The organism is Flagellatimonas centrodinii, from assembly GCF_016918765.2.
GTDB classification, from domain to species: Bacteria; Pseudomonadota; Gammaproteobacteria; order Nevskiales; family Nevskiaceae; genus Polycyclovorans; species Polycyclovorans centrodinii.
On sequence record NZ_CP092104.1, the window covers coordinates 1,299,742 to 1,315,753 of the forward strand.

Annotated in this window: 15 protein-coding genes; 12 read left to right on the plus strand and 3 right to left on the minus strand. The window is 64.0% G+C overall.

Annotated elements, in window-relative coordinates; all coding sequences use genetic code 11:
- The first annotated feature begins 14 nt into the window (after positions 1–14).
- The 4 genes from recF to JN531_RS06150 are packed head-to-tail and all read left to right on the plus strand — an operon-like array spanning position 15 to position 5,264.
- The gene (gene recF, locus JN531_RS06135; protein ID WP_228347979.1) at positions 15–1,091 is read left to right on the plus strand and encodes a DNA replication/repair protein RecF; all 1,077 of its coding nucleotides are present in this window, start codon (positions 15–17) and stop codon (positions 1,089–1,091) included.
- 28 nt (positions 1,092–1,119) lie between these two features.
- The gene (gyrB, locus tag JN531_RS06140) at positions 1,120–3,525 is read left to right on the plus strand and encodes a DNA topoisomerase (ATP-hydrolyzing) subunit B (RefSeq protein WP_228347980.1); all 2,406 of its coding nucleotides are present in this window, start codon (positions 1,120–1,122) and stop codon (positions 3,523–3,525) included.
- A gap of 15 nt (positions 3,526–3,540) precedes the next feature.
- Positions 3,541–4,512 (plus strand): DegV family protein, encoded by a 972-nt coding sequence (locus JN531_RS06145; RefSeq protein WP_228347981.1) that lies wholly within the window; start codon positions 3,541–3,543, stop codon positions 4,510–4,512.
- Complete coding sequence (locus JN531_RS06150; protein WP_228347982.1) at positions 4,512–5,264, plus strand: ParA family protein; 753 nt, start codon at positions 4,512–4,514, stop codon at positions 5,262–5,264. Before JN531_RS06145 ends, JN531_RS06150 begins: the two co-directional genes overlap by 1 nt.
- A gap of 7 nt (positions 5,265–5,271) precedes the next feature.
- Here JN531_RS06150 and JN531_RS06155 read toward each other — a convergent pair whose 3' ends face one another.
- The 3 genes from JN531_RS06155 to JN531_RS06165 form a co-directional block, all read right to left on the minus strand.
- Positions 5,272–6,366 (minus strand): 5-(carboxyamino)imidazole ribonucleotide synthase, encoded by a 1,095-nt coding sequence (locus JN531_RS06155; RefSeq protein WP_228347983.1) that lies wholly within the window; start codon positions 6,364–6,366, stop codon positions 5,272–5,274.
- On the minus strand, positions 6,363–6,836 hold the full coding sequence (gene purE, locus JN531_RS06160) for a 5-(carboxyamino)imidazole ribonucleotide mutase (RefSeq protein WP_228349976.1): 474 nt from the start codon (positions 6,834–6,836) through the stop codon (positions 6,363–6,365). Before purE ends, JN531_RS06155 begins: the two co-directional genes overlap by 4 nt.
- Positions 6,837–7,113: 277 nt before the next feature.
- Entirely contained in the window at positions 7,114–7,854 is a 741-nt protein-coding gene (locus JN531_RS06165; RefSeq protein ID WP_228347984.1) for an SIMPL domain-containing protein, read from the minus strand.
- Positions 7,855–7,934: 80 nt separating this feature from the next.
- On the opposite strand from JN531_RS06165, the gene sufT reads away from it, so the two are divergent.
- From sufT to JN531_RS06205, 8 genes are all read left to right on the plus strand, one after another.
- The gene (sufT, locus tag JN531_RS06170; RefSeq protein WP_228347985.1) at positions 7,935–8,486 is read left to right on the plus strand and encodes a putative Fe-S cluster assembly protein SufT; all 552 of its coding nucleotides are present in this window, start codon (positions 7,935–7,937) and stop codon (positions 8,484–8,486) included.
- Positions 8,487–8,494: 8 nt separating this feature from the next.
- A complete protein-coding gene (gene apaG / locus JN531_RS06175) occupies positions 8,495–8,881 on the plus strand; it encodes a Co2+/Mg2+ efflux facilitator ApaG/CorD (protein WP_228347986.1) in 387 nt (128 codons plus the stop codon).
- Between the two features lie 67 nt (positions 8,882–8,948).
- Positions 8,949–9,533, plus strand: coding sequence for an RNA polymerase sigma factor (locus tag JN531_RS06180; protein ID WP_228347987.1), 585 nt, complete (start codon positions 8,949–8,951; stop codon positions 9,531–9,533).
- Between the two features lie 95 nt (positions 9,534–9,628).
- Positions 9,629–10,153 carry an RNA polymerase sigma factor gene (locus tag JN531_RS06185; RefSeq protein WP_228347988.1) on the plus strand — a complete coding sequence of 175 codons (525 nt, stop codon included), beginning with the start codon at positions 9,629–9,631 and terminating at the stop codon, positions 10,151–10,153.
- Complete coding sequence (locus JN531_RS06190) at positions 10,150–11,292, plus strand: FecR family protein (RefSeq protein WP_228347989.1); 1,143 nt, start codon at positions 10,150–10,152, stop codon at positions 11,290–11,292. The genes JN531_RS06185 and JN531_RS06190 overlap by 4 nt, the downstream gene beginning before the upstream one ends.
- Positions 11,293–11,354: 62 nt before the next feature.
- On the plus strand, positions 11,355–11,582 hold the full coding sequence (locus JN531_RS06195) for a DUF433 domain-containing protein (protein ID WP_228347990.1): 228 nt from the start codon (positions 11,355–11,357) through the stop codon (positions 11,580–11,582).
- Positions 11,579–11,914 carry a DUF5615 family PIN-like protein gene (locus tag JN531_RS06200; protein ID WP_228347991.1) on the plus strand — a complete coding sequence of 112 codons (336 nt, stop codon included), beginning with the start codon at positions 11,579–11,581 and terminating at the stop codon, positions 11,912–11,914. The genes JN531_RS06195 and JN531_RS06200 overlap by 4 nt, the downstream gene beginning before the upstream one ends.
- A 283-nt stretch (positions 11,915–12,197) precedes the next feature.
- On the plus strand, positions 12,198–16,004 hold the full coding sequence (locus JN531_RS06205) for a TonB-dependent receptor (protein ID WP_228347992.1): 3,807 nt from the start codon (positions 12,198–12,200) through the stop codon (positions 16,002–16,004).
- Positions 16,005–16,012 lie beyond the last annotated feature (8 nt).

A 16,012-nucleotide genomic window follows, 5' to 3' on the forward strand; every position in this document is an offset into this window, starting at 1 on the left:
TGCGACGCTCGCGCATGAGAGTCACCCAACTCAGGTTGGGGCAGTTCCGAATCTTTGCGCAGTTGACGTGGCAACCCGCGCCGGGCCTCAACCTGATCTACGGCGATAACGCCGCCGGCAAGACCACCCTGCTCGAGGCGATGGCCGTGCTGTCGCGAGGGCGATCATTTCGGACACCGCAACTGGCGGAACTGTCCCGGCACGGAACGGACAGCGCCTGGCAGGTGAGCGCCGAACTACAACCGACCGCGGCGGCGCCAGACGCTTGGCGGGGCCGCTACGAGCAGCGCCGCCTCGCGCTGAGTTGCAATCGTCAGCCTGTCACCCTCGTGGATGCGGCGCGAGCACTTCCCATCCTTACGGTGGTGCCTGGCTTGCACCGGGTCATCGATGAGGGCCCCGGCGTGCGGCGTGGGCTCATCGATTGGGGATTGTTCCACGTGGAACCTTCCTTCCTGACCGAGTGGCGGCAATACCAGCGGGTGCTGCGTCAACGCAATGCGCTGCTTAAGCAGCAGGCCGGCCTTGAACGGTTGGAGCCGTGGACCCAAATGTTGGCGACGCACGGTGAGCGGCTCGCCGCGGTCCGCCAGCTGTATGTCGACCGGTTGGCGCCCGCCTTTGCCGCGACGGCCCAGCGGTTACTCCCCGGGATTCATCCCCGGTTGCGTTTGTTGCCCGGTTGGCCGGCCCGGCAGTTGTCGCTCGCAGAAGCGCTCGCGCAGAACGGTGAAACCGATCGTCAGCTCGGCTTCACGCGGGTGGGCCCGCATCGGGCTGAGCTCAGGATTCTGGCCGATGACCATGCCGCCCGGGCGACGCTCAGCCGCGGTCAACAGAAATTGTTGGTGCTGTCGTTCGTTTTGGCGCAGGCGCAAGGCGTTGCCGAGGCGACCCAGGTATGGTGCCCGCTGTTGATTGACGACTGGGCGGCAGAGCTGTCACCGGCGTCAGCTGACCGGGTTTGGGCGGTGCTGCAGGACTATCCCGGGCAACGGTGGTTGACAGATTTCACGCCGCCCGCGGGGCGTTCACTCGCGGCGGACGGGGCCGTGTTCCACGTGGAACAGGGGGGGCTCCGCGAATGCTAAAATCAGGCTTCAACTGGCGGATATTAAAATGACGACGCAACCCGATCCGAAAGCCCTGTACGACTCCAGTTCCATCCGAGTCCTCAAGGGTCTCGAAGCCGTACGGCAGCGGCCCGGCATGTACATCGGTGATACCGACGATGGCACCGGTCTTCACCACATGGTCTTCGAAGTGGTCGACAACTCGATCGACGAAGCGCTGGCCGGCTATTGCACCGAAGTTCGGGTGATGCTGCATGCCGACGGCAGCGTCGAGGTACACGACAATGGTCGCGGCATTCCGGTCGACATTCATGCCGAGGAGGGGCGTTCTGCCGCTGAGGTCATCATGACCATCCTTCATGCCGGCGGAAAGTTCGGTGGCAGCGGCTACAAGGTCTCGGGAGGCTTGCACGGTGTGGGGGTGTCGGTGGTCAACGCCCTGTCGGATCGTCTCGATCTCGATATCTACCGCGACGGCTATCACTACCATCAGGTCTATCGCATGGGGGTGCCCGAAGCGCCCCTGGCGCAAATGGAAACCACTGATCGCAAGGGCACCAGCATCCGGTTCCATCCCAGCGCGACGATTTTTACCAATCTGGAATTTCACTACGACATCCTCGCAAAGCGGTTGCGCGAGCTGTCGTTCCTGAACTCTGGCGTCCGTATCGTGCTGCGTGATGAACAGAGCGGTCGTGAAGACTGCTTTGAGTACAAGGGCGGCATCCACGCCTTTGTCCAGTACCTGAACAAGAACAAGTCGTCGGTGCACGACACCATTTTGCACCTGCAGGCCGAGCAATCGGACGTCATCGTCGAAGCGGCGCTGCAGTGGAACGACGCCTATACCGAAAACGTCTTTTGCTTCACCAACAATATTCCGCAAAAGGATGGTGGCTCCCACCTTACGGGGTTCCGCAACGCCCTGACCCGTGTGATCGGTGACTACCTTGAAACCGAGGGCATCCTGAAGCGCGAAAAGGTATCGCTGCTCGGCGATGACACCCGTGAAGGCCTGACGGCGGTCCTCAGCGTCAAGATCCGTGATCCGAAATTCTCCAGCCAGACCAAGGAAAAGCTGGTGTCCTCCGAAGTGACACCGGTGGTGTCGTCGGTAATCGGCGAAACCCTCAAGGACTTCCTGCTGGAGAACCCACGCGAAGCCAAACTGATCGCCGCCAAAGTGGTGGAAGCCGCGCGCGCGCGCGAAGCAGCCCGGAAAGCGAAAGAACTCAATCGTCGTAAAAGCGTGCTTGATATTGCCGGGCTCCCCGGCAAGTTGGCGGATTGTCAGGAGAAGGACCCGGCGAAATCCGAGATCTTCCTGGTCGAGGGTGACTCCGCCGGCGGCTCCGCCAAACAGGGCCGCGACCGCCATTTCCAGGCGATCCTGCCGCTCAAGGGCAAGATTCTCAACGTCGAAAAGGCCCGCATCGAGAAGATGCTGTCGTCGGCCGAAGTCGCGACCCTGATCACCGCCCTCGGCTGCGGCATCGGCAAGGACGAGTTCAAGCCGGAAAAACTGCGCTACCACCGCATCATCATCATGACCGATGCCGATGTTGACGGCGCCCACATCCGCACGCTGCTGCTCACCTTCTTCTATCGGCACATGTACACGCTGGTGGAACGCGGGCACGTCTACATCGCACAGCCACCGCTGTACAAGCTGAAATCGGGCAAGCACGAGACCTACGTCAAGGACGACCACGAGCTCAACGAATGGCTGATCCAGTCCGCCATCGACGAAGCGCGGTTCGTTCCGGCCCCCGGTGCCGAAGCGGTCACGGACGATCAGCTGCGTCAGTGGATGCGGGACTACGGCCTGATCAATCTGGGCCTGGAGCGTTGGGCGCGACGGTATGACGCCCATACCCTGAGCGTGCTGGCGCAGTCAGCGCCGTTGCCCGATCAGGCTGGCTTGGAAGCCTGGAATATTGAATTTAATCATCAGCTTAATAAGGATGCTGCGGATGCCCACTATGAGGCGACGCTGCGTTTCGACAACGATCAGCCGCAGCTGACCCTGCACCGCCGCCGTCACGGGGTATCGCAGGAATGGCAGTTGGGCAACGATTTCTTCCAGGGTGGCGATTGGCGGCGGATCACCCAGTTGCGCACCCAGCTGCGCGATCAGGTTCGTGCGCCGGCCACGGTCGGCCGCGGCGAGCGCGAGCACAACGTGCCGGATTTCGACACCGCCTACCGCTGGTTGCTGGGCGAAGCCCGGCGCGGCCTGCATGTCCAGCGCTACAAGGGACTGGGTGAGATGAACCCCTCACAGCTCTGGGAAACCACCCTGGATCCGACGGTCCGGCGCCTGGTGCGGGTCAATATCGAAGATGTCGTGGCCGCCGACCAGATCTTCACCACGCTGATGGGTGAGCACGTCGAACCGCGTCGCGAATTTATTGAGCAGAACGCGCTCCTGGTCGGCAACCTCGACCTCTAGCGACGTCTAACACTCATGGCTGAGGTTCCGGCCCTCCGCGTGGGGGTGGTGGTGGATGCGTCTTGCGATCTGCCACCCGACACCCTGCGGGATGCGGGGCTCAACGTATTGCCCATTGAGCTGGTGCTGGCTGAAGGCATCCGCCGCGACACGCGCGACCCCGAGGCGACCCAGCGCTTCTATGCCCGCGACCTGGAGGCCAAGGGATCGCAGGCGGAAGCGCGGGCGCTGTCTGCCGAGGTTATCCGCGCTTGGTTCGGTGAACACATCGCAGAACGCTACGACTACGTCTTCTGCCTCACCCTGATGCAGACCCGCGGTACCCTCTTCGAGAACGCCAGCAAGGCGTCGTTTGCCATACTCAACGACGTCAATACGCAACGAAAACAAAGCGATAAACCACCATTCGCGCTGCGGGTCGTGGACAGCCGCACGCTCTCGGCCGGCCTTGGCGTGCTGGCGCTGGAAGCGGCCGACATGGTGGCAGCGGGGCGCAGCCCGAACGATATCCGCCGCCGGCTGGACACCCTGCGTGACCATATCTGCGCCTATTTCGTCCCCGGTGACCTCTACTACCTGCGGACCCGCGCTGTCAGCCGTGGCGAACGCAGCGTCAACTTCTTCACCTATGCCCTGGGGTCGACGCTGTCGGTCAAGCCGGTGATCCTCTGCTACCGCGGCGAAACCCAGACCCTGACCAAGGTGCGTGGCTACGACCGCGCCGTCGAGCGCGTCCTCCTCCATCTTGCGACCCAGCTGCGCTTGGGCGTACTCTCGAAGCACGTCTGTATCAGCTTCGGCGGTGACCCCGCACGAATCCGCACGCTACCGGGTTATCAGGCCCTGGCCGAAACGGTGAGATCGCTGGATATGACCTTGCATGAGACCTTCATGTCGGCCGCCACGGCCATCAATGCCGGCCCTTCGGTGCTGTCGGTCGCCTATGCGGGTGATCTGAGGCCCTTCGGCGATCGCGCCACGCCCTGATGAAAACCCTGGCGCTGTACCAGCTCAAAGGCGGCGTCGGCAAGACCAGCAGTGCCGTCAACCTGGCCGCCTTCGCGGCTGCCCAGGGCTACCAGACCCTGTTGTGGGACCTCGATCCCCAGGGGGCGGCAACCTGGTATTTCGAGGGTCGGGCCGACGAAGACATCGCGCCCAAACGTTGGCTCAATGGCCAGACCCCGATCGGGCGGCTGGTGCAACGGACCGGCTACGACCGTCTCGACCTGCTGCCGGCGACCCTGTCCAACCGCTTTCTCGATGTACTGCTGCGCAAGGTGGAACCGCCGCGGCAGGCGCTGAGCCGCCTGCTCAAGCCGTTTTCCGAGCACTATCAACTGGTGGTGCTGGACGCGCCGCCCGGGTTGTCGCACCTGGCCGACAACATCATGGAAGCCGCCGATCTGGTGTTGATGCCGGTGGTGCCCGGCTTTCTGTCATCGCGCGCGGCCGATCAGGTGCTGCACTACGCTGCCGCTGAAGGCCTGCCGAAGAAGCGCTTGCTGGGTTTTCACAGCCTGGTGGATCGCCGCCGCACGCTGCACCGCCAGCAGGCCGACGAAGGCGCCGAGGCCGCCACGCTGCCGTTCAGTGCCGTCAGCGTGCCCTATGCCAGCAGTGTTGAACGGATGGGCGAGCACCGGGCGCCGCTGTCCGCCTTCGCGCCCACCGACGATCCGGCGCTGCAGGCCTACGCCGAGCTGTGGCTGGATGTGAAGCGTCGCCTGTCCCTGTAGGCGCCGCTCAGCCCCGGCTGGCGGCCTCGACCTGCGCGGCTGCAGTCTCCAGCGTCGCCGCCAGCGCCGCCGGTGTGTCGGCGCAGAGATTCAGGTGGCCGATCTTGCGGCCTTCACGCGCGGACTTGCCGTAGAGGTGCAGCCGCGCCCCCGGTAGCGCCAGCAACGCTGCCGTCGCCGGCGCATCGCCAATCAGGTTGAGCATGCTGCAGGGGCCGCGCAGGCCGGTGTCGCCCAACGGCCACCCGAGGATCGCCCGCAAGTGGTTCTCGAACTGCGAGGTGTGGGCACCATCCTGCGTCCAGTGGCCGGAGTTGTGCACCCGCGGCGCAATCTCGTTGGCCAGCAGGCGATCGCCGCTGACGAAGAACTCGAAGGCCATCACGCCGACATAGTCCAGCGCCGCCATCACCTTGTGCGTGTGTTGCTCGGCCAGCGTCTGCAGCGGATCGTCTACCGCCGGCGTGGACTGCCGCAGGATGCCGGCACGATGCACATTGGTGGCGATGGGATAAAAGCGGCAGTCGCCGTCGCGTCCACGAACGCCGATGCACGACACCTCGCGGTCGAACGGCACCCACTGCTCAACGATCAGCGGGACGCCACCGAGGTGCGCCCAGGCGGTCTCGATGTCGGCCTCGTTGCGCACCACCCGCTGTCCCTTGCCGTCGTAGCCCATGCGGCGGGTCTTCACCACCGCCGGCAGGCCGGTCTTGGCCACGGCAGCGCGCAGCGCCTCAAGGCTGTCAGCGCAGGCGTTGCGGGGGACGGGAATGCCCAGTTTCTCGAACAGGGCCTTCTCGGCGGCGCGGTCCTGCGCCGTTGCCAAGGCCTTCGGCCCCGGAAACAACGGGCGATGCTCCGCCACATAGGCGGCGGCGGCGGCCGGCACGTTCTCGAACTCGTAGGTCACCACGTCGACGGCGCCACACAGCCGCCCGAGGGCATCGGTGTCGTCATAGGCGGCGTGAATCTGCGTGCCCACCGGCGCCGCACAGGCGCCCTCCGCCGGGTCGAGAAACACGAACGACAGGCCCAGCGGGTGGCCCGCCAGCGCCAGCATCCGGCCCAATTGGCCGGCGCCCAGCACGCCGATCTTCATGCGTCGGGCGTTTCGAGCTGCGCGCTGTCGAGCACGCGGTCGGTCTGCGCCTGGCGGTAGGAATCGAGCCGCGCCGCCAGCGCTGCATCATCGTTGGCCAGCATCGCCGCCGCCAGCAAGCCGGCATTGGTGGCGCCGGCCTTGCCGATGGCCAGGGTCGCCACCGGAATACCCGCCGGCATCTGCACGATCGAAAGCAGGGAATCGACCCCGTTCAACACCCGGCTCTGCACCGGCACGCCCAGCACGGGCAGTCGCGTTTTGGCCGCACACATGCCCGGCAGGTGAGCGGCACCGCCGGCACCGGCAATGATCAGTTTCAGGCCGCGCGGGACCGCCTGCTCGGCATAGGCAAACAAGCGGTCAGGCGTGCGGTGCGCCGACACCACCTCGGCTTCGTAGGGGATCTCGAGCGCCCGCAGCACCTCGCAGGCGTGCTGCATCGTGTCCCAATCGGAACGGGACCCCATGATGACGCCAACCACGGCCTGCTGAGGGTTCGCCACGCGTGCGTACTCCAGATCGCAAACGGCGAATTATGGCAGCCCTTCCCGGTCACCGCGAGCGCCCGGTGTTGCCACCGTCATGCGGCTCGCCAAGCCAAACCATTGTCATCGCGACCCGCCAAGCCAAACCAATGTCATCGCGAGCCGCGAAGCGGCGTGGCGATCTCATCGCTGCCAAGCCGCCACCCGCCGGGCGAAATTGCCGCGCCCGCCATGCGGGCTCGCAATGACATCAATGTCCTTACCGCGGCAGCAGCTCGAACTCCACCTGCACCTGCGCCGTGAACGGGATCTCCCCGGCATTCAGGCCCAGGGTGACGTTGCCGCTTTCCATGCTGCTGTCGGCCGCCATCGCTGCCATCCGGTACATCGGCTGCGGCGGCTGCGACCGCATCGGCTGGGCATTCACCTGGCGCGCCGGGCCCAACGTGTCGCCCAGTGCGGCGCTGACGGTTTCCGCCTGCAGGCGCGCGGCCTCGGTGGCGCGGGTCAGCGCTTGCAGGTGCAGGCTGGCGGCCTTCGACGAACCCATCACCGGCGGGTTGATGTGGTTGATACCAGCCTCGGTGGCGGCCACCAGCACGTCGCCCAGCTTGGCGAGGTCGGTCACCCGGATGTTGATGTCGCGGCGCACCCGGTAGCCCACCAGCTCATTGCGGCGGGTCTTCTCGTTCCACACCATTTCCGGCTGGATCTGCACGCCGGTGGTGCTGATCGCCTTGGTGTCGATCTTCAGCCCGGCCAGCGCCGCGAGATACTGCCGCACCACGCCGTTGACCTCGGTCTCGGCCAGCTTCAGTTCCTTGTTCATGGCGTCGACCGCCAGTGACAGCTGGGCCTGGTCCGGGGTGGCGCGCACCTCGCCTTCGCCGGTGACGGTGATCACCCGCGGGGCCGGGGCCTCGGTGGACGGGGCGGCCGCCGCCAGGGCGGGCGCGGACAGCAGGGATATCAGCAGCAATGACGCCAGTGAGCGGTTCATGGAGCGTTCCTTGTTCGGGGTTCGTAATCTGCAGGGGAATAGGGCTTGCTTTAACCTAAGCGCCCCACGCTGAATTCGCCATGAATACCGACACCGCCACCCCCCTGACACTGACCCGCGACGTCGTGGGTGTCCTGATTCCCCAGGGGACCCGCGTCGAGCTGCCCGAAGGCGCCCAGGCGCGCCTCACCCAGGCGCTGGGGGGCAGTTTTACCGTGCAGGTGGAAGGGCATCTGTTCCGCATCGACGGCAAGGATGCCGACAGCCTTGGCCTGCCGCCGCCGGAGCGTCCCGAGATACCGGAGAACGCCACCGACAAGGAAATCGAAACCGCCGCCTGGGCGCAGATGCGCACCTGCTTCGACCCCGAGATTCCGGTCAACATCGTCGACCTCGGGCTGATCTACGAATGCCGCATCGAGCCGCTGGATGACGGTGGCCGCCGCGCTGTGGTCAAGATGACGCTCACCGCCCCCGGTTGCGGCATGGGCGACATTCTCGTCAACGACGTCAAGACCAAGGTGAGCCAGCTGCCCACCGTCAACGAGACCGATGTCGAACTGGTGTTCGATCCGCCCTGGACCCAGGACATGATGAGCGAAGAGGCACGTCTGCAAACCGGCATGTTCTGAGTACCCCCATGAGCGACTGCACCACCCGCAACATCCGCGTGCAGGTTCGCCCGCGCTACCTGCCGGAAGCCTCGCGCCCCGCAGCGCAGCAATGGATGTTTGCCTACGAGATCGAGATTACCAACACCGGCCCCGAAACCGTGCAGTTGCTGCACCGCCACTGGATCATCACCGACGGCGAAGGCCGCACCCAGGAAGTCCGTGGCCCCGGCGTGGTGGGCCAGCAGCCGGTGCTCGGTCCCGGTGCCGTCTACCAGTACGCCAGTGGCTGCCCGCTGGGCACGCCGGTGGGCACCATGCACGGCAGCTACCAGATGCGGGTGCTCGATGACGGCCCCAGCTTCGACGTCAAGATCGCCCCATTCCGCCTGGCGGTGCCCAGCGTCCTGAACTGAGCGGGGTCCAGATCCCGCCAAACCCCCTCTCACACAGAAGACCCTGAAAACCTGTGAGAGCCTCGCAATGGACATGCGCGCCGCGCCCGCGCGGATCGACGACGACACCCCCGACGCCCTCGGCCCCGGCGAGGACACGGCCGCCGATGCCGCCCTTGGCCGGGCCGAACAGGCGCTGATCGAACGCGCGTACCGCGCCCACTACCCCGCCGTGCTGCACCTGCTGCAGCGCCGCCTGGGCAACCCGGATGATGCTGCCGAGCTGGCGCAGGAAGCCTTTCTGCGCCTGATGCGCTACCGCCACTGCAGCGAACATTCGCTGCGCTACTTGCTGTTCCGCGTGGCGCTCAACCTGGCCGCCAGCCAGGGCCGTGCGCGGGCGCTGCGCCCCAGCGTTGACCTCGACGAAAACGAACTGGTCAGCGAGCTGCCGCAGCCGGATGAATGGCTGGAACACCAGCAGGGCCAACAGCAACTGGCCGCTGCCGTCGCCGCCCTGCCGCCGCGCTGCCGCCAGATGATCCAGCTGTCGCGCCTGCAAGGCCTGCGGACCCGCGACGTGGCGGCCCGTGCCGGCCTGTCCACCCGCATGGTGGAACGCCACCTGCAAACCGCCCAGGGCCTGCTGCGTGCCCGCCTGGTGGACCAGTGAACACCCATCCACAGCCGCCACCCCGGTGGCCGCCGAAGCTGCCCGGGGCCATACTGCGGCCTCGCCCGGCTTCGTGAGCCTGCCGCGCCCGCGCCATGTCTGCCCGTCCGACACCGCCGCACGTCACCGCGTGGTTCCACCAGTACCACGACCAGTTGCTGCGCTTTCTCACCCGCAGCCTGGGCGAGCGGGCCGAAGCCCAGGACCTGGCGCAGGAAGTGTTTCTGCGCATTCTCCGCATCGACGAACCCGACCTCATCCAGCACCCGCGCGCCTACCTCTACCGCGTGGCCATCAATGTCATTCAGGAATGGCGCATGCGTAACCAGCGCTTCCCCCTGCAGGACGACCAGGACCTCGACCAGATCCCCGACCTGCACGAACCCGCCGCCGATCTCGAAGCCGATGAACAGGCCGCCCGCGTCAACGCCGCCGTGGCACGCCTGCCGGCGCTCTACCGCGCCGTGCTGAAACTGCGTGTCACCCAGGGCATGACGCACAATGAAGTCGCCGCCCAACTGGGCCTGAGCCCGCGCATGGTGAAGCGCTACGTCATCAAGGCCTACGCCCGCCTGCGCGAACTGTTGGGCGAACCGCCCGTCGACGGGGGCCCGACATGACCCTCGACTTCCACCCCCGCGAACCCGCCATGACCGTCACCGAACACGCCGCCGAATGGCTGGATGCCTTCGAAGACGGGCCGCTGGACGAGACCCAGCGCCGCGCCTTCGTCGCCTGGCTGAAACGCGCGCCCACCCATATCGAAGCCTTTCTCGAACTCAGCCTGCTGCACGAACAGTTGGGTGGCAGCCCCGCCCTGCAGGTGGACCTCGACGCCCTGCTCGCCGAGGCCGACGCCACCCGCACGCCCCTGGACGGCCAACCCCTGCCCAGCGTCGCGCCGCCCGCAACCGCAACCACACCTCATGTCGCCACGCCCCGGCGTCGCCGCAGGCCCTGGGCCATCGCCGCCAGCGTGTTGGTGCTGGTCACCGGCAGCCTCATCGGCGGCCTGCTGTGGATGGACCGCGCCGAGCGCAGCTACCGCACCGGTTTCGGCGAGCAGCGCTCCATCCCCCTGGCCGATGGCACCGTCGTCACCCTCAACACCGAATCGCACCTGCGTGTGCGGCTGGACGAACACGGCCGCCATGCCGACCTGCTGGCCGGCGAAGTGATGTTCGACGTTGCCAAGGACAAGGCCCGCCCCTTCACCGTCACCGCCGGGCCGGTGGACGTGCGCGTGGTCGGCACCCGCTTCAACCTCTACCGCCAGCCGGACGCCACCACCGTCACCGTCATCGAAGGCATCGTCGACGTCACGCCCCATCGGGCGCCCTCGCCCCCACGGGGAGAGGGCCAGGGTGAGGGGGCCAACACATCGCCGCACCCCGCACCCCACACCCCTCACCCTGCAAAAGCCCGCCTCACCGCCGGCCAGAAACTCGACATCGCCGCGGCCGCCCCGGTACCGCCGCAATTGGCCCTGGCCCCGCAGCCCGCCCGCGTCGACCAGGCCACCGCCTGGACCACCCGCCGCGTCATCTTCGAAAACGAGCGGCTCGACGACGTCCTGCTGCAGTTCAACCGCTACAACCCCCGCCCCCTGGTCGTCACCGACGCCGACCTCGCGGCCCGGCAGATCAGCGGCGTCTTCAAGGTGGACGACATCGACCTGCTGCTGGCCTTCCTCAAACGCCAGCACGACATCCGCGTCATCCCCACCGAAACCGAACTGCAGATCGAGCGGGCGCGCTGAGGCGGAACCCCACTCGCAACGTGCTAGTCTTTTGCGTGTCCCTGACCAACGTGAGTCAAACCATGGATCAGAGCAATCGCATTACGGTTGAACCGGGCAAACGCAGCGGCCAGCCCAGTATCCGCGGCCTGCGAACCACCGTTGCCGATGTCCTCGGCTGGCTGGCGGACGGCCAAAGCCACGCCCAGATACTGGAAGACTTTCCAGAGTTGGAAGAAGCCGACATCATGGCCTGCCTGGCCTACGCCGCCAGCCGCGAAGGGCACACACGGGTGGTACTCGCCCAGTGAAGTTGTTGCTGGACGAGAACCTGTCGCGAAGACGGGTTCCATTTCTCCAGGACGATTATCCCGATACCTCCCAGGTGGCATTGCTGGGCCTTGAGCAGGCGAGCGACCGAGAGATCTGGCAGTTCGCCAGAACACATGGCTACGTGCTCGTCACCCAAGACAGCGACTTCCGCGATCTCGCAGAGTTATTCGGGTCGCCACCACAGGTACTTCTGCTGAAAATTGGCAACTCCAGCAAAGTTCAAGTGCTCAGCCTGCTGCAAGAACGCAAGGCGCAGATTGAGGCCGAACTCGCTGACGGCACGATACGCTGCCTTCAGTTGACCGACTGAGGGCGGATCGGTCGTCACCTTTGCCGCCGACACCCAAGCCCTCGTCATGCCCGACTTGATCGGGCATCCAGCGCCCCGCACCATGCCCAATCAACGCTAAGAACTCGGCACTCAACACTCGCCACTCAGCACTCAGCTTCAAAAGGGGGGGTCCACTTTCTCCCAACCCCCCTCTCAACCAACAGCGGGCGAATCGCACCCACACGCGATCGCCGGATGAGAGCCAACAAGGGGCCGGCGCAAAGCCAGGCCAGGGAGAAGACTGATGCCGTATACAAGGTGGTTGTTCGCACTGCTGCTGGCCGTGGCCGCACTGGCGCCCATCGCCAACGCCCACGCCCAAGCCAACCGCAGCTTCACCCTGGAGCTACCCGCCCAGCCATTGGGTGACAGCCTCACCCAGTTGGCCACCCAAACCGGCGTTCAGATCGTCTTCTTCAGCGAAGTCACCCAAGGCCTGCAGGCGCCACCACTGGACGGCAGCTACACCCCGGGTGACGCCGTACAACAACTGCTCGCCGGCACCGACCTCATCGCCGTGCCCATGGACGACAACGGCAGCATCGCCGTGCAACGCAAACCGCCTGCGATGGCCGATGAGTTCGACTTCAACATCCCCGCCCAAAGCATGGCCGGCGCCGTCGAAGCCTTCGAACGCACCACCGGCCTGCCCATCACCTACAGCACCGGCCTACTCGATGGCCTTACCGCCAAAGCCGTGCAGGGCAGCATGAGTGTGGCCGCCGCATTGGCCACCTTGTTCGACGGCACCGGGGTGGAATACGCCCCCAACGCCAATGGCGGCGTCACCCTCAACCTCGTCAGCGCCAACGTGGACTTTGGCACGGGGGGCAGCGGCACCGCGAGCGTCGAAATCGCGAGGCGCGGTGGTGTCGAGGAGATCATCGTCACCGGGCAGAAGAAAGCCGAGCGCCTGCAGGACGTGCCCATTGCCATCAGTGCATTCGACATGGAGAGTCTGGATGCGCAGAAGATAGAAGGTGGTTTTGACCTGTTGAAGGCGGTGCCCAACGTTACCTTCAGCAAGACCAACTTCACGGGCTACAACTTCCAGATTCGTGGCATCGGAACGCAAGCGGTATCGGCCACGACGGATCCTGGCGTGGCAGTGTCGTTCAACAACACCACCCTCATCGTGAATCGTCTATTCGAGCAGGAGTACCTCGACATTGAGCGTGTCGAAGTACTACGCGGACCCCAAGGAACGCTCTACGGGCGCAATGCCACGGCGGGGGTCATCAATGTCATCTCGGCCAAGCCGAAATTGGATGTTTTCGAGGGCGAGGTAAAGATCGAAACGGGCAATTTTGATGCGCGACGGCTGCGTGCGCACTATAACTTTCCCTTGAATGCCAGCGGAACAGTCGCCGGGCGTGTTGCCTACTCGAGTACGGTCCGCGACGGATACGGCATCAACGAATTTGATGGATCAGATGTCGATGACCGTGATCTGTGGACTGGACGTTTGTCACTATTGTGGCAGCCAACCGATCGACTCAAAACGACCGTGCTGTGGGAGCGATTCAGTGAATCGGATCGCCGCGTTCGATCTGTAAAGCAGCTCTGCCATCGAGATCCAGGGCGCGACGAGCTACAGGGCTTCGACATCGCAGCGCTTGACAACGCACATGGTGGAACAGGGCTTCCAATGAGCAGGATCTATCGGGACCAGCTCACACAGGGATGCCTTCCCGGATCACTCTACGATGAAGGGGCCTTCGGCACCCCGAACGGACTGGCACTACCGTTTGTTGCCGCCGGTCGCCTGAGTGGGATCGCGGGCACCTACGGGTATAACCCGTACAGCCGCCCCGAGTTTTCCGCTGACGCGCCGTGTGACCTCTACCGTACGACTGCGGTTTTCAGCATCGGTTTTGTCAACCTTTGCAACGATGACCCTTATGGAGCCCTAACCCAGTCACGTGATCTGCGGACGATCACATCTGAAATCAAACCACTCTACAAAGCGGATGCAGATCTTATCGAGCTCGCGATTGATTTCGAGCTTTCCGATGAACTCCTGATCTCATCGCAAACCGTATACGTCGACGATAGCGTTCGCTCGACACAGGACTTGAACCGTTTTAAGACAGCCCCCGGGTTCTTTAACGATAGCGCGGCTGCGTGCGGCGGATTCATCAGCTGCGAGCCCGGAGGCTATATGAACGGGCTCCTCGCTGAGATGTCGCCCGGAGGGGTTCTGTGCGATCCCCAATTGGGTTGTTCGAACCGCTTCCGCTCGATGGACCTATCACGTTCTGTCAGTACCCAGTTCAACCAGGAAGTACGTCTGGTCTCCAGCTTTGATGGCGATCTTAACTATAGCTTTGGTGCCAATTTCACTCGATTCGAAACACTGAACGACTACTTCGTGTTCTCGAATACCCTGACCGCGCTGGCGAACCTCCCGCCCTTTAGAGGCACTCAACCAGAAGCGATCATTGTTTGCCGTCCGCCGGGGCTCGATTGGTTTGGTGGGGATGTCCTGACCTGCATCCACACGGATGACCAATCGCTGGATGATCTCGTCGATGGTGCAGAGCCGACTGGTCATAACTACTTCCTCAGCCGAAACCCTTACGAGTTGCAGTCCATGGCCGCTTTCGGCGAGCTGTATTGGGAAGCCGCAGCCAATTTGAAGGTCACGGGTGGACTTCGTATCACGTTTGACCAAAAGACCTTCACGCCAGTGCCATCACAAGCACTACTGATGGATTATCGCGAAGGCGTCAGCTTCAATGAGCATCCTTCACTGTGTTACGGATACAGCCCGACCAACTTCTGTGGCCGCATGGGAACTGGCCTGCGGGGGGCTGGATATCCAGCGGATCCGGATATCGTTCAGACTTGGGTCGAGCCAACGGGTCGCTTGGGGGTCGATTGGAAGCCAGCGCTGGGGGCGTCCTGGATTGATGAGAGCCTGGTCTACGCGTTCTATACGCGCGGATACAAGGCGGGTGGCGCAAACCCCTCTGGCATCGCCGATCCGGCGGGCGCGTTCATCGAGGAATCACAGGGCGCGGAATCTCCCCGTCTATTCAAAGCAGAGTATGTCAACGCATTCGAGATTGGCACCAAGAACCGGCTCTTCGACGGCGCTCTGACAGTCAATGCAAATGCCTTCTACTACGACTATCGAGACTACCAAGTCAGCAAGATTGTCAATCGATCAGCTGCCAATGAGAACTTCGACGCCACGATCTGGGGTACTGAACTTGAGGTTCTGTTTGCGCCCACGACAACCACCGTACTGAATGCCACCGTCGGTTATCTCAAAACGCGAATTGGCCAAGGTGAAAAGAGCATCGACCTGATGGATCGAACTCAAGGTGGGGGAGAGATGTTTGTCACCGGGCAGATCAACCCGGCCTTCGATCCTCAGCTGCCACCACGCGCAGTCGAAGATTACGTAGCGGGGCTGGATGCGCCTGCGGACCAGGAGTTCTTGGCGTACGACGACTGGGTGGTCGTGAAGCCATCGGTGGTGCAGACCTCGAACTGTGTCCTTCCTGCCGATCTACTGGTAGCCCTGATGGGCGACCAGGGCAGCAAGGGGCTCGGAACCGCGGCCCATTTCTCGCTCTTCTGCCCTGGTGGATCATTCAGCGGCTACTCTTATGTTGAAGAACCCATACCGGGCACCGACAATCTTTACTTCAATCCCATCACAGATGCTCCGAACGCAACGGCCGGATTCTTCGCTGATCTCAGTGGCCGCGAGCTCCCGAACGCGCCGAATCTCACCGTTTCGTTAGGAGCTCAGAAGACGTTCCTGCTCCCCCGGGGATGGGAAGCAACCGCGCGAGCCGATTGGTACTGGCAGGGGGAATCGTTTGCGCGCGTTTACAACACCCGCTACGACCGCTTGAGGGCTTGGGACAACACCAACATCTCGGCCTGGGTGGCGAACGCGTCGAGCGGGCTGAAAATCGAGGCCTACGTCAAGAACCTCTTCGACGAAACGCCGATAACCGGTGCGTTTCTCGGTTCAGACGATACCGGGCTTACGACAAACGTCTTCACATTAGATCCTCGTCTGATCGGCGTGTCGATCAGCAAGCAGTTCTGAGAGCGGGC

Excerpts from the sequence above, each read along its gene's own strand:
- apaG (WP_228347986.1), top strand. The coding sequence starts at position 8,495 with ATGAGCGACTGCACCACCCGCAACATCCGCGTGCAGGTTCGCCCGCGC.
- JN531_RS06150 (WP_228347982.1), top strand. The coding sequence starts at position 4,512 with ATGAAAACCCTGGCGCTGTACCAGCTCAAAGGCGGCGTCGGCAAGACC.
- JN531_RS06145 (WP_228347981.1), top strand. The coding sequence starts at position 3,541 with ATGGCTGAGGTTCCGGCCCTCCGCGTGGGGGTGGTGGTGGATGCGTCT.
- gyrB (WP_228347980.1), top strand. The coding sequence starts at position 1,120 with ATGACGACGCAACCCGATCCGAAAGCCCTGTACGACTCCAGTTCCATC.
- JN531_RS06165 (WP_228347984.1), bottom strand. The coding sequence starts at position 7,854 with ATGAACCGCTCACTGGCGTCATTGCTGCTGATATCCCTGCTGTCCGCG.
- JN531_RS06190 (WP_228347989.1), top strand. The coding sequence starts at position 10,150 with ATGACCCTCGACTTCCACCCCCGCGAACCCGCCATGACCGTCACCGAA.
- JN531_RS06185 (WP_228347988.1), top strand. The coding sequence starts at position 9,629 with ATGTCTGCCCGTCCGACACCGCCGCACGTCACCGCGTGGTTCCACCAG.
- JN531_RS06195 (WP_228347990.1), top strand. The coding sequence starts at position 11,355 with ATGGATCAGAGCAATCGCATTACGGTTGAACCGGGCAAACGCAGCGGC.
- JN531_RS06155 (WP_228347983.1), bottom strand. The coding sequence starts at position 6,366 with ATGAAGATCGGCGTGCTGGGCGCCGGCCAATTGGGCCGGATGCTGGCG.
- JN531_RS06180 (WP_228347987.1), top strand. The coding sequence starts at position 8,949 with ATGGACATGCGCGCCGCGCCCGCGCGGATCGACGACGACACCCCCGAC.
- sufT (WP_228347985.1), top strand. The coding sequence starts at position 7,935 with ATGAATACCGACACCGCCACCCCCCTGACACTGACCCGCGACGTCGTG.
- recF (WP_228347979.1), top strand. The coding sequence starts at position 15 with ATGAGAGTCACCCAACTCAGGTTGGGGCAGTTCCGAATCTTTGCGCAG.
- purE (WP_228349976.1), bottom strand. The coding sequence starts at position 6,836 with ATGGGGTCCCGTTCCGATTGGGACACGATGCAGCACGCCTGCGAGGTG.